We start from the raw sequence: 12,528 nt of genomic DNA, 5'->3' as shown, positions 1-12,528 counted from the left end.
TCAAACCACAATAAGTATAGAACACATGTTTTAAAGGTTCTTTTAGGCTGAATAGGATGGACAAAGCTTTGAAATTCTTCACATTTATAGTTGCTGTGGTACTATCTGGATGGTTTAAGGCGACTTAGATTAAGTAAATCGACTTATTACCAGTGGTGGAGGAGCAAAAAAGAGTGCAGAATCGTACTTATCAAAGACATCGAGATCATCAAGTCCAGCGCAACTTACCGCAGCCAATCAAAATCGGTGTGATTGGCGTTGGCAATATGGGACAACATCATGCCCGAGTTTTGAGTCTTCTCAAAGACGTTGAAATTGTGGGTGTGGCAGACATTAACGTCGAGCGTGGTTTAAATATTGCCAGTAAGTACCGTGTTCGCTTTTTTGAAGATTATCACGATCTTCTTCCCTATGTAGAGGCGGTTTGCATTGCAGTGCCGACCCGTCTACATCATGAAGTCGGGATGACTTGTCTACAAGCTGGAGTCCATATTTTAATTGAAAAACCGATTGCCGCTAGTATTGCTGAGGCAGAATCCTTAGTGAATGCTGCAGCAGAGTCCCAATGTATTCTTCAAGTTGGACATATTGAACGTTTTAACCCAGCTTTCCAGGAACTGAGCAAAGTTCTGAAGACAGAACAATTGCTGGCTGTGGAAGCTCATCGCATGAGTCCTTACTCTGACCGAGCCAATGATGTCTCGGTGGTTTTGGATCTCATGATTCATGATATAGATCTATTACTAGAATTGGTAGCCTCACCGGTGACAAGGTTAACCGCTAGTGGCAGCCGTGCTTCTGATTCCGGGTATTTAGATTACGTCACTGCTACCTTGGGGTTTGCCAATGGTATTGTTGGTACTGTCACGGCCAGTAAAGTGACACACCGAAAAATCCGTCGCATCGCTGCCCATTGCAAAAATTCTCTAACGGAAGCTGATTTCCTCAATAATGAGATTCTAATTCATCGGCAAACCACTGCCAATTATATGACCGACTATGGTCAAGTGCTTTACCGACAGGATGGTTTGATTGAGAAGGTTTATACCAGTAACATTGAACCACTCCATGCTGAGTTAGAACACTTTGTAAATTGTGTACGGGGTGGTAATCAACCTTCTGTCGGGGGTGAACAAGCTCTGAAAGCATTGCGTTTGGCCAGTTTGATTGAGCAGATGGCTCTTGATGGTCAAGTTTGGCACAACGTAGATAATGGGAATCATAAACTCCATACTTCGGTTATGACAGTTCCCTGTTAACGGCTTTTTGTTGATAATTTAGGGGTCAGTTGCACTTGTAACTGACCGACATTAGGAGGAGCCTAAGGGGGTAAGGAACAAATTAGCCAAATCCGCTTGGATAAATCCGTTCTAGCCATGAGGACTAAAAGTCGCGGCTATAGGTAGGTGAAGCATTCTCGAAGAGTACAAAGTCTGCCTGAGAAGACTGACTTCAACAGGGGGTCTTTAATCCGGATTTGCGATCAACCCTTTCCCCTTTACCGAAAAAATTGGGTTTAAAGCCCCGTCCTTATAGGACGGCTTTCTTTTTAAGCTAAAACTTGACAGTTTTCACAGAGCGTGTTATTATCTTATTATAAACAATAAACTAAGAACCTAGATAAATACTATCTAATCAATAAGTAGGCAACGTAAAAAATATGTACGAGATACATATTGCGTAATTTGGTCTAACGACTTAAACGTCTATGAAAAAAGTTAGATTAAAAAAGTATCTATCTATTTATAAAAAAGAAAGGTACGGTGGGGCACACCGAAACCTAGATCCATTATCTAAACGATGCACGGAGATTCGGCCTCTACTCAATCTGGTCGGGACCTGATTGAGCAAGTTGAGTCGTTGATTAAAGAATCCCCGTTCTTATAGGACGGGGAGTGTCAATTGACAAGTGTGATAACTGATGAAGCTACCTGAGTTGATATCACTTCGCTGACTTTCTGATTTCCTTGGGGGCTAAGGTGAATGTGGTCACGGTAAAGTATTTCTGGTGTTTCGGTGTTATTGAATACTTCTAAAAAATCTAGATAAGTAATGTTTTGCTCTTGAGTAAAGTCACTCAAGCGTTTACGGGCTTTTAACTCATAGTCACGAGGTCCTTTGGTACCAATTTCCCGGAGTAGGGGGGTCATCCCTAGCACTAACTTGGCTCCAGCAGCATCAGTTAGGGTCTTAATTTCCCCAATGGCCTTGAGATTAAAGCCAACCCGGTCTCCTGGTTCTGCTCTGACTGCTTCCATTTCAGGAATAGCTGGTGCTCTCAGGAGATAGCGACTCCAGATCTCGGCTATGGCTAAGAGGGGTTTTTGGCTGGGATAATTGCGATCGCGTCCGACTTGTACAGAAGTCGGTGCTGTAGCAAACAAGTCATCGGTATTAATCAGTAATACCACTACATGGGCGTTGAAGGTGCCAAAGCGTCGTAGATAGGCTAACTCATTTCGTGGTCCCCAAGAATTAGCAGAAGCATTAAGGACTTCGACTGTTTCAAATGGTTTCTCCTTGGTTAGACTTGGTAAGACGTCTTTGGTCAGCCATAGTTCTAATTGAGATTGGAGCAGTGCTGATATGGTTTGGTCTTGGTCTGTCCACCAAGCCCCATTCGCAACAGAATCCCCCAGTAGGAACACCCGCAGCATGGATGGCGGTAGCCTAGGAGTGATGGTGGGACTGCGCATGGAATATTCATTAATGACAATGCGGTTGCCAAACCGTCTGGTGCTTTGGTTAGGGGCTAGCAAGTAGCCAATTTCCTCATCTGCCACATAAATCAGGGGATTACCGAAGCCGAGCAGCCATCGTAAACCGACCTCTAGCGCTACCAAGGAACTGACTAGCACTGCCAAGGTTAATAGCAATACTTTCACAAGAAAATCCTATATAAATTATAAATTTTTCCTATAGTTTTGTCTAGGTTTTCAGTAGTGATATCACTTTAAAAGCCGAGTATAACCGCTCAAAGCTGAGTATACCAAGGTTAATCGGTAAATTTCCCCCTGATCTAGCCCTGGCTATAATCGACTTGTTGGTTAGATCCCTGATAACTCAAACAGGAGCGACAAACTATGTCAGACCTCAATCGTGGCATCATGAAGTTTAAAGGAGCTGATAGCCCCACAGCCGTTGTTATTTCAGCAATTATGGTTTTGGGCAGTATCAGCGTTCTGATCTGGTGGGCATTGCACAACGCTTACAGCATTGGCTAATTTCCGTCGATTTTCTGAAAAACTTGACAATTCCTAAAAGCTGTGCTAACATTTATAAATGTGAGCTAAAAGGGTCGGTGCCCGAGTGGTTAATGGGGGCGGACTGTAAATCCGTTGGCTATGCCTACGCTGGTTCAAATCCAGCCCGGCCCACCACAATGGTTTGGGATATAACCTAAATATGCTTTTGATAAGTCAGCAGAAAATTTGCTGATTTTAACCGTTAACTAATTACCATGACTGGTTTGGCGTCGGTAAATCAAAAGCTGATTAATTGATACCTTGGCAGAGTAAATTTGGCCAAAGTACAATAGTCTAAATCAAACCAATAATGTAAATCTAATAATTTAAATCTAGCCCGTGTGGCTCAGTGGTAGAGCACACCCTTGGTAAGGGTGAGGTCACGAGTTCAATCCTCGTCACGGGCTTTTAAGCATAAATTTACGAATAGTTACCAAATTTTACCGAAAATTTTGGGTTTAAAGCCCCGTCCTTCTAGGACGGCTTTCAATGAAAGTTTGTAATAGATGTGCTATAATGAAAGTATAAACAATAGACTTGAAAAGTAGAGAGATACTATCTAATCATAAGTAGGCAACGTAAAAAATATGTAGACCGTACATATTGCGTAATTGGGTCTAACGACTTGAACGTCTATGAAAAAATTAGATAAAAAAAGTATCTATCTATATAAAAAAAAGGTACGGTGGGGCACACCGAAACCTAGGTCAAAGACCAACTACGCTTGGGTCGAATCGACCTCTATTTTTCCAGGCTCCGGCAAGGGATAACAAGTCACCCCGTGGAAGCAAGAATCCCCGCGTCTTTAGACCGGGGAGTGTCAATAATTATGCCGCCGCAACTGTCAGAGACTTTAGCTGTCACAAAGGCAAATACAGCACAATTCCCTTCCATTCTGCTTGCTCACTACAATCGATCAGTAGTAGTAATTCATCAATTGCCTGTCGAATTGGCATTCGATCATTGACGACAAAGATGCCCGCCATCGACTCTCCTGAAACTAGGCGGTTGTAGGCAAAATCTGGCATCGTTGCACGATCATGAGTTAGAAGGATACGTCCGTTAATTGCTGCCCAAGCTAGAATCGCTGGATCATCTACTTCTCGCAAGCCAACATCTTGAACCCGTAGTAGGTCAAGATTGGGTTGACGCAAAAACAGCCCTCGAACAATGTCACCGTTGAAATTCTCATCGCTCAGCAAACTCAGCATAACCGTTTCTACTGATTCTGCTGAGATAGCAAACGGGTACGAATTAAGCTGAGATCAGGTTGGATACTAGACAAACGTTGCTGCACTGATTCAGCTAACTGCTCTCTCTGATTTAAGTATGTTTCTACCGCATCTTGGTGTCGAAGGTAGTAGCCAATTGTATTGTAAACATCGGACAAAGATAGAGTCGAGTATCGATGCACAATAGACTCAGGGGATGCACCATCTTGAAACGCTCGAATAACAGTCTCTAGCAAAACCCTTGAATTTCCAACTCGAATCGCTCCGGTTTCATCTTCTCGCAGAGGCGGTGTCTCACGTTCCAAAACGAGGCTCATAGATTAACTTTCCTAAATCCAGTATAAAACCATCGTAACTTACCTGACTAGCGCAATTGCTCAGTGAACTTAAAAACACTGTCTCAAAATTGGGCGTTGCTGAATATCGAAATGATTTAACTATAAAGGGGAATTTTATGATAATTTAAATAATAAATAAGAAGCCTAATTGATAAATCCAAGATTTTATTGATGCAAAGCGCGAGTGGGGAGAGACTCCCAAGACCTTGCTGCATCGCTTGTTCAAATATAGAGTAGCACAGAGTGCGTCGATGTAGTCTTGCTAAATAATGTCTCAATCTTGTATTTTCATTTTCTATATATAGTCATATAAATTTTATTAACCCAAGTTGCTAGTTATCCAGATGCGATTTGACCGTAGGTCACGCTACGGGAACGCACAAGGGTGTTGAGGTTAACTAATGGTAACTAGAATTGATCACTGATAACTGGTTAAACCTATTACGACAGCAGCGAGTAATTGCTGTGATTCGAGCATCCTCGAAATCCCTAGGAGAGCAGATGGCTAAGACAGTAGCCACTGGGGGTATACGGTTAATTGAAATTACCTGGAATAGCGCTGATGCTCCTGAGTTGATTAGTCAGCTCCATAAAGAATTACCCAACTGTATCATTGGTACTGGCACGATATTAAACCAATCTCAGTTACATCAGGCCATTGATGTTGGAGCGCAGTTTATCTTTAGTCCCCATGTAGATACAGCAGTTATTAAAGCAGCAGTAGCTGCTAACGTGCCAGTGGTTCCCGGAGCACTTTCCCCCACAGAAATTGTGACAGCTTGGGATGCTGGTGCTAGCTGTGTTAAGGTGTTTCCGATTCAGGCGGTCGGTGGTGCTAGTTACATCAAAGCCTTACTTGGACCACTCGGTCACATCCCGTTAATTCCTACTGGTGGTGTTACTATAGACAATGCTCAGGAATTGATTAATATCGGAGCGATCGCTGTGGGTCTTTCTGGGAATTTGTTTCCTAAATCCCTCATTGATGGGGGGAATTGGAATGCGATCGCAAAACGAGCAAAACAGCTAAAGCAACGATTAGCCCCTGATTCTCTGAGTTGAGGCTATGATGTTGGTGATTTGTTTGATTGACTGCTAAGGTTATATGTTTTTCCACTGGCTAAGTCCCTTAAGAACCTGGTTTGCCAGTTTCCCACTGATGCTAATCGCCTTGGCTGTCTGGACAACACCAGCGTTGACCAATCCTGTGAGTGAGCAAATCGCTACCAGAGTGATGGAACTACAAGATTCAGAAGAACGCTGGATTGAGATAGACCTAACCAATCAAAGGCTGATTGCTTGGGAAGGTAGACAACCGGTTTATGCAATAATTGTCTCCACTGGTAAAGATTCAACACCTACCCATCCTGGTACATTCACGATTCAATCCAAGCGTCGCAAGGACAGAATGCGTGGTGCAGATTACGATCTGGCCAATGTACCTTATGCCATGTATTACCACCGGGGCTATGCTATCCATGGGGCATACTGGCATCGTAAGTTTGGTACGCCAGTAAGTCATGGCTGTGTCAATGTAGCTGTGGATCATGCTGAGTGGTTATTTGATTGGGCCTCTGTGGGAACACCAGTGGTGATTCATCAGGGCGTTGAGGAATTTGCCAATGATGAATGATATCAAGTCTGTTTAATCATTAGTCACTCTACCTGTAGGGTTGGTTTCCTATTTCTGGGTAAGTCCTGTTAATTTCTTTAGGAATAGTTCACCAGCTTCTTCCAAATTCCCATCCAGGGAAAACGTCAAGCTGCGGACTCGAATATCACGAATTTTAACATCAAGGGATTGAGTTAAAGGAGCTGGATATACTAAAACTGCCTCTTGGCAATCTTGTGTGATGGCATAGATTACTACTTGGTTAAAATCCTCACGAGATGGACTAATAGGGATTTTATACTTAGTATCGAGAATGCAGCATGTTTTCTCAGTTGCCACCTCGTAGAGTACTATATCAATGTAAAAATATAATGTCTTGTCGATGTCTACTCTTTCGAGTATCTTAATGCCAAAGCCACTGGGTAAGTGCGATTTTATCCATTCAGCCACAAAGCGTTCATAGAGTTTTGCCATGTTAACTAGAAAGGGCAACATGGTATTACTACCTGTTTGATGACTTGGTCCGCTATGTTCGAGAAAAAAGCGGCAAAGAGCATGTAACCTTTGGTAATTCTGATTGAGCCGATTATAGTTTCGTCCAATACAATCCCTAGCGCTATAAGGTTGTAGGGTGACAAGGTTTTGTAGGGCATGATAGGCTTGGCGCAACATTGGACTTACTTTAGCGCTATATAAACCAGTGCGACAGATACAGTGGAGTGTCCAGGCGATAATCTGATTATCTTCGATGTCACTAGTGTGTTCGTCGTAATGGCAGTTAAGTTTGATATCCCATGGCTTCTGGATAGTTTGCTGTACATCCAAACGCCCCCGAAGGTATGCTAGTTGAGCAGTTGTGGGGATGTAGGTGCGGTAGAGTCCTTGGCGAATGCGATCGCGTATGCCATTAATGAGAATACTGACCAGGTAATGGTAAAATTCTTCTAGAGATTTACAATCAATCAACCCCTCTAGAATGTGAAAGCTTCTAAGGTTATAGGCATAGTCCAGCATTCCGAAAAGATTGTTTAGGGGGACTTTCGGCTGGAGTTGGATGCTCAGTTCATTGGTTAGGGGAATATAACCTACCCATCCTTGAGAGGTTAGTTGCCAGTAATCCCCGGTTTTGGAGTATTCAAGATTTACTGTTACCTGATTGCTGTATTTTTGCTGCAATTCATCGATTACGGATTCTGAAATCTGGTAGCGTGGGATCTTATCTGGCTGATACTCCGTTAGTTTGATTATTCTCATTTTTTATAGGGCTACACCCAGGGAACAGGGAATAGGGAATAGGGAGTAGGAAGTAGGGAGTAGGAGTAGGGAGTAGGGAGTAGGGGTAAGAACATTGAATTTACCTCATAAGTATTTGAAACGCTAGAATTTTAATTTTTAATTTTTAATTTTTAATTCTTAATTCTTAATTCTTAATTTTATAGTGTCCCAGCGAAATTGGTCTAGTTTATCCCGTTGATCGAAAAAGTATTCTTCTAGATATGGCTCAATTTCCCTTTGCCAGATATCTTCAATTTCTTCAGCTATATTTTCTAGTAGAAAGAAAGAGATTCCCAGGGAGTAGTTAGGATCTGCGATCGCATTATTTATTTGTTCCAGTATCTTAATCAATCCATTCACTGGAAAATCCGTTGTTTGGTGATATCGTCTCAGGATTTCATAGTTGGGATAGAGCCGAATAAATGCAAAGCGACGGCGAAATGCCTGATCAACTAGAGCAATAGAACGATCCGCTGTGTTCATAGTACCGATAATCCGAACATTTTTCGGGATACTGAATAGTTGGTTACTGCCAGCTAAGGGAATTTTTTGATCCCGGTACTCTAGTAGATACAATAATTCTCCAAACACACTAGCGAGGTTAGCACGATTAATTTCATCGATGATTAGAACACAAATTCCTTGCCGAGACTCAGCTTTATTACAGAATTCTATAAATCTGCCTGGAACTAAAGGATATCTCAATTCCCCATTTTGACTTTGTGGACGAATACCTTGAATAAAGTCTTCATAGGAATAGGCAGGATGGAATTGGACAAGTTCTGTGAATCCATCACTTCCACTGATTAAATGGTTAGCAATTTTTTGAGCAGTATAGGTTTTACCTGTACCTGGTGGGCCGTAAAAAATTCCTTGTCCTTTGCGTTCAATAGCACGTATCCATCCCTCTAACTCTGCGATATCAAAACCAGTATCTTTAGCACAGTCGCTTACCGTATAGTCCTCTGGTAACGCCATCCTTGAACCATCAGAGGTAAATTCGATAACCTCGTCTTGACCGGAAAAATTATACCCTTTAACCGCAACCAACCAGTAGCAAAACATATCGAATAAATCATTATCTCTGAGCACTGGTACACCCGGTTGATGCATAGTGTTATCTAATGCTTTAATCAGCTTCAATCCTGTAGCATTGGCCGCTGGATAATCTGTCAGTCTCTTTCCGTAGGATGTATTAACAAAGTAATTGATAACCTGTCGAGAATTATCATTGATTAACAGAAACCTATCTGGTTGCAGCCCATTGAGGAGATTCGTCAGCATTTCCGTCGGAAAACCTTTAGAGTATTCCCCTGTAGAAAACTGATCACAAGCTGCTGATAACTGATTAGGATGCTTAGTGCAGCGACCAACAAATTCAAGGATGTCGTAACCAATCTGCTCTACTAACCTTTGTATCCATTGCTGCTGGGATGTCAGTGTTGACGGCAATTGTAATTCTAAATAATTATCATATTTTCTAGGAATAGTTAGTATCCATGAACCATCACCCTCACCATATTGACTATTCAACGTAATCGCCAATTCTCTATCAGGGAATAGCTGAAATAGTATCGGTTCTGTTATAGCTTCTCCAGACTCCACTATGGCAGAGATAGCTTCAAAATTCCGACACCAAAGGCGACGCTGCTCTTTGTAGGTTGCCATGTGACTTAACCCAACCGGTGTGTAGGGATATGAACTGATAAATTCCTGAAATAGACTGACCAATTCAGCTTTCTTATCCCCCACCATACTATCCACCTAATTTTTTTTATTAGAACATGTTTGAGACATTATAAAATTTTAGTTAGTTAGTCATTGATTCTCACTAGTGGGTTATTGGCTTGCTATTATCCATTATCGATTCTCCATGACCCATTCCAAAATCCCTTCTTAGCAAATATTTAGCTAATTGATATAAGGCTATGACATAATTTCCATTTTATTCTGTACAATAGACTTAAGATACTCAAATTGACTAGTCGTCAAGTAATGATAAGATTGTGGAGGTCTAAAGTTAGCCCATTTTGCTCTCAAATCTTGTAAGGTTACTGGTGGCTCAAAATGTTCTATGAGTTTTAAGCAAATCCCATAACCGACGGCGGCTTCCTCATAATACTCATTAAAATCTTTTTTTTCTATACCAGCATTGTCCTTTACTTTATACCAAAGGATATCCGGGCGGTCTTGAATAACGTCTTCCACTTCAAAAAAACCCGATAAAACCTTATCTGGAGCCGAGACATAAACCACAACAATATCCCCTGGTACTAATCGAGGACGCACCCGACGAAGTTCAATTTTTTTGGTTCCCTTGAATAATTGATTAGCATATTTAGGACGAATTGATAATAACAACACATTGGGCATTGTTAACACGAGTAATTTTTATTAATTTTGGGTGCCTTCTCTATATATCATTGTAAATTGTTCCTTATCAATCCGCAACGGTGATTGAAGTGTTAAACGCTTACCAAGTATTTCTTTAATTTCCGCCAAATCTATAGGATTTTTAAACAGTTCAGTATCACTAAATCGAAGTGCCATCAGATTTTTATTAGGATCATTTTTGGTAAGCTTCATTAAATCTTCTAATTCATATACACCCAATCGTCGAAACTGTTGATGGAGATTTTTAGGTTTATTTACGACTACTTCATCAAGTCTAGAGCACGCTCTTACCTTTCCTGTGCCGCAATACTTTTTATTATAGCTTACATACCAAAGAATTCTACCAACAACCCCTGGTTTTAAGCCACCATTACTTCGATGGCTTCGATAATAAACAAGTTCACGTTTTAGCGCCAGATCAGTTTCCGATCTCCATAGGAGCTGGTTAGCTAAGTCTTCATCGAATAATTCCTTTGCCCATTCTGCTTGAATAGGAATGATTATAGTAGGAAGATCAGCATCAATAATTTTTGCTGGCCACAGTATGCGTTCAACGTCTAGCGTTGTTTTTACCGCTGTGGTTAATTTATCAGTTTTGAGGGTATCAGCAATTTTTAGGCAAAAGTTATAATCTTGACTTCGATTCGCTAAAGTAGTGAGATAGTCTGATAATTCTGTCGCCGTAACCGCAACGGCAAGATTGGCATTTAAATAACCATCCTTAACTTTAAAAAATGCATCATCTTGAATACCGCTAAGAATAGTGTGATCCAAATAAGGTTCAGTAATTCGTGTAAATGGCAGATTTTCACGTACTGACAGGGATATAAACCAAAAAATTAAGTGCCGCGCCAGGGTTTCTTCAAGAGGACCAGATCTAACCCGAAAAATTGGAACGTTTAACTCATATTTTTTATGGGTATGATACGCAATTAAAGCTAGGGGATTATTTTCTGAATGGAGAATAATATAACAATTAAATTTATCAGGATTAGCAATAATATAGCCCAGCCTTCCTTGAAAATCACTAAGTTTTTCTCCCTTAGGACTAACCAAAAACCTTTGACTCAAGAAAGCTACCTGATCTAATTTCTGAACAACTTGTCTAGTGATACCTGTACCTGCTAAGCGTACAGGCTGATAGTTAATATATTCGTGAAGATAATCTAGCTTAACAATTAAACTAGTAGGACTAAGAATTGATAAGTTCAACTCCTCATTTATAGCATCTGTGATCGCTAGTATTTGTGAATTACGAGTCAAAAAAAATGGTGCATCTGAAGCTATGGCTATAGCTAACTGACGTAGGTCAGATTTATTGAGAGTTATCTGAGTTGATAACAAAACCTTGGTTAGAGCGCGACAAGCTGTTTGAAAGTCTTTCTGATTGTAAGGGAGTTGAGTAAAGGTATCGGCTAACTGGCGTTTAGCATTCCTTTGTTTAGTATCATCAATAGTATTGATCACCTTAAATATTTCATTAGTTATACATAACTCCAAGTCAGGTTGTAACCAATCAGCTAGTAGAGAGTCGGATTCGGCCTTTGACCTAGCTTCATCTCCTTGCAAGTCAAAAAACACGCTGGTATCAATGACTGCACATAATTTAGACTCAAGTTTTTGGGTAGCAACCGCAGAAAATAGGGTAGGATGGTCGTGATCGCGCCACCAAACGGTAAGTAGTTTTCCATCCTTGCTCCTTCCGGGTTTTTCAGTCAAAGGAACAAAGTCTAAGTGAGACCACATTTTATGTAATTCATAATCACGACGGCATTTGAGTTTAATGCCGTAAAAGTCCTGAGTGTTCTGACTTAGATAATTAACCAGCTTTCTAGCAATCCCCTTACCACGCCATGATGGCTCGATGCACAGATGAACAATAACGATGATATTATGCCTACGCACCTTCCGGTATAACAAATAACCGGTACACTTTTTTTCAGGAGTAAGAGCCACAAGTATTTGACGACTTAGTGCGTGTTGATCAAACGCTCCTTCAGGAAAATGACCAAGAGTGGTTGCGTGTGCTCGTCCCAAAGCCTTGACTGTCCTTAGGTGCAGGGATTTTTCATCAATTGTTTCAATTTGAAGCTCTATCTTTTGTGTCACGTTACCAATTACCAATTACCAATGGCCAATTACCAATTACTATGCATGGAATCGACCCTATTGTACGTGATTAAGCATACCTAATCTTACTGGTTAGAAGGAAACCACTTTTGCTCTAGGTTGGTCAGTTCTCCGTCTTCCTGTAATTGCAAAATAATTCGGTTGATTGGCTCGCGATAATGACTACCTTGAGGCAAAACTATGCCGTAGTCTTGTTCAGCAAACAACTCACCTACAATCTGGTATTCTCGGTTTTGTGACGTTTGGTAAAGTAACGTTGGTGAATCATAAACTAGAGCCTGCTCTTGCCCCGCTTTGAGAGC

12 protein-coding genes, 2 tRNA genes and 1 pseudogene are annotated in these 12,528 nt (G+C 41.1%); 6 read left to right on the top strand and 9 right to left on the bottom strand.

Features of this window, described 5'->3' with window-relative positions:
- The first annotated feature begins 173 nt into the window (after window positions 1-173).
- On the top strand, window positions 174-1,259 hold the full coding sequence (locus BJP37_RS28950) for a Gfo/Idh/MocA family protein (RefSeq protein WP_143727850.1): 1,086 nt from the start codon (window positions 174-176) through the stop codon (window positions 1,257-1,259).
- A 639-nt stretch (window positions 1,260-1,898) separates the two neighbouring features.
- Here the strand turns inward: BJP37_RS28950 and BJP37_RS28945 are convergent.
- On the bottom strand, window positions 1,899-2,885 hold the full coding sequence (locus BJP37_RS28945) for an SGNH/GDSL hydrolase family protein (protein WP_075904022.1): 987 nt from the start codon (window positions 2,883-2,885) through the stop codon (window positions 1,899-1,901).
- A 198-nt stretch (window positions 2,886-3,083) separates the two neighbouring features.
- On the opposite strand from BJP37_RS28945, the gene BJP37_RS41675 reads away from it, so the two are divergent.
- The 3 genes from BJP37_RS41675 to BJP37_RS28935 all read left to right on the top strand — a co-directional run bounded on the left by BJP37_RS41675 (window position 3,084) and on the right by BJP37_RS28935 (window position 3,652).
- Entirely contained in the window at window positions 3,084-3,224 is a 141-nt protein-coding gene (locus BJP37_RS41675; protein ID WP_198954220.1) for a hypothetical protein, read from the top strand.
- A gap of 71 nt (window positions 3,225-3,295) precedes the next feature.
- Window positions 3,296-3,380 (top strand) — tRNA-Tyr (locus BJP37_RS28940).
- A gap of 200 nt (window positions 3,381-3,580) precedes the next feature.
- Window positions 3,581-3,652 (top strand) — tRNA-Thr (locus BJP37_RS28935).
- A 453-nt stretch (window positions 3,653-4,105) separates the two neighbouring features.
- Here the strand turns inward: BJP37_RS28935 and BJP37_RS28930 are convergent.
- The 3 genes and pseudogenes from BJP37_RS28930 to BJP37_RS35025 all read right to left on the bottom strand — a co-directional run.
- Entirely contained in the window at window positions 4,106-4,456 is a 351-nt protein-coding gene (locus BJP37_RS28930; RefSeq protein ID WP_070395499.1) for a DUF5615 family PIN-like protein, read from the bottom strand.
- Window positions 4,457-4,464: 8 nt separating this feature from the next.
- On the bottom strand, window positions 4,465-4,794 hold the full coding sequence (locus BJP37_RS28925) for a DUF433 domain-containing protein (RefSeq protein WP_070395498.1): 330 nt from the start codon (window positions 4,792-4,794) through the stop codon (window positions 4,465-4,467).
- Window positions 4,795-4,910: 116 nt separating this feature from the next.
- A pseudogene (locus BJP37_RS35025) lies at window positions 4,911-5,139 on the bottom strand (hypothetical protein); the annotation flags it as partial.
- A 90-nt stretch (window positions 5,140-5,229) separates the two neighbouring features.
- Here BJP37_RS35025 and BJP37_RS28920 point away from each other — a divergent pair.
- Complete coding sequence (locus BJP37_RS28920; RefSeq protein WP_198954219.1) at window positions 5,230-5,877, top strand: bifunctional 4-hydroxy-2-oxoglutarate aldolase/2-dehydro-3-deoxy-phosphogluconate aldolase; 648 nt, start codon at window positions 5,230-5,232, stop codon at window positions 5,875-5,877.
- Window positions 5,878-5,974: 97 nt separating this feature from the next.
- Window positions 5,975-6,448 carry a L,D-transpeptidase gene (locus BJP37_RS28915; RefSeq protein WP_229415479.1) on the top strand — a complete coding sequence of 158 codons (474 nt, stop codon included), beginning with the start codon at window positions 5,975-5,977 and terminating at the stop codon, window positions 6,446-6,448.
- A gap of 48 nt (window positions 6,449-6,496) precedes the next feature.
- Here BJP37_RS28915 and BJP37_RS28910 read toward each other — a convergent pair whose 3' ends face one another.
- The 5 genes from BJP37_RS28910 to BJP37_RS45210 form a co-directional block, all read right to left on the bottom strand.
- A complete protein-coding gene (locus BJP37_RS28910) occupies window positions 6,497-7,681 on the bottom strand; it encodes an McrC family protein (RefSeq protein ID WP_075904017.1) in 1,185 nt (394 codons plus the stop codon).
- Between the two features lie 159 nt (window positions 7,682-7,840).
- A complete protein-coding gene (locus BJP37_RS28905; RefSeq protein WP_075904015.1) occupies window positions 7,841-9,457 on the bottom strand; it encodes an McrB family protein in 1,617 nt (538 codons plus the stop codon).
- Window positions 9,458-9,628: 171 nt separating this feature from the next.
- Entirely contained in the window at window positions 9,629-10,075 is a 447-nt protein-coding gene (locus tag BJP37_RS28900) for an ASCH domain-containing protein (protein ID WP_075904013.1), read from the bottom strand.
- A 21-nt stretch (window positions 10,076-10,096) separates the two neighbouring features.
- Window positions 10,097-12,205: a GNAT family N-acetyltransferase gene (locus BJP37_RS28895; RefSeq protein WP_229415478.1), complete on the bottom strand. Its 2,109-nt coding sequence runs from the start codon at window positions 12,203-12,205 to the stop codon at window positions 10,097-10,099.
- Between the two features lie 86 nt (window positions 12,206-12,291).
- Window positions 12,292-12,432: a hypothetical protein gene (locus tag BJP37_RS45210; protein WP_438941517.1), complete on the bottom strand. Its 141-nt coding sequence runs from the start codon at window positions 12,430-12,432 to the stop codon at window positions 12,292-12,294.
- Window positions 12,433-12,528 lie beyond the last annotated feature (96 nt).

Source organism: Moorena bouillonii PNG (genome assembly GCF_001942495.1).
Lineage (GTDB): Bacteria > Cyanobacteriota > Cyanobacteriia > Cyanobacteriales > Coleofasciculaceae > Moorena > Moorena bouillonii.
This window is presented reverse-complemented; position numbering and strand designations above follow the sequence as displayed.

Excerpts from the sequence above, each read along its gene's own strand:
- BJP37_RS28930 (WP_070395499.1), bottom strand. The coding sequence starts at position 4,456 with ATGCTGAGTTTGCTGAGCGATGAGAATTTCAACGGTGACATTGTTCGA.
- BJP37_RS28925 (WP_070395498.1), bottom strand. The coding sequence starts at position 4,794 with ATGAGCCTCGTTTTGGAACGTGAGACACCGCCTCTGCGAGAAGATGAA.
- BJP37_RS28915 (WP_229415479.1), top strand. The coding sequence starts at position 5,975 with ATGCTAATCGCCTTGGCTGTCTGGACAACACCAGCGTTGACCAATCCT.
- BJP37_RS28900 (WP_075904013.1), bottom strand. The coding sequence starts at position 10,075 with ATGCCCAATGTGTTGTTATTATCAATTCGTCCTAAATATGCTAATCAA.
- BJP37_RS41675 (WP_198954220.1), top strand. The coding sequence starts at position 3,084 with ATGTCAGACCTCAATCGTGGCATCATGAAGTTTAAAGGAGCTGATAGC.
- BJP37_RS28905 (WP_075904015.1), bottom strand. The coding sequence starts at position 9,457 with ATGGTGGGGGATAAGAAAGCTGAATTGGTCAGTCTATTTCAGGAATTT.
- BJP37_RS28910 (WP_075904017.1), bottom strand. The coding sequence starts at position 7,681 with ATGAGAATAATCAAACTAACGGAGTATCAGCCAGATAAGATCCCACGC.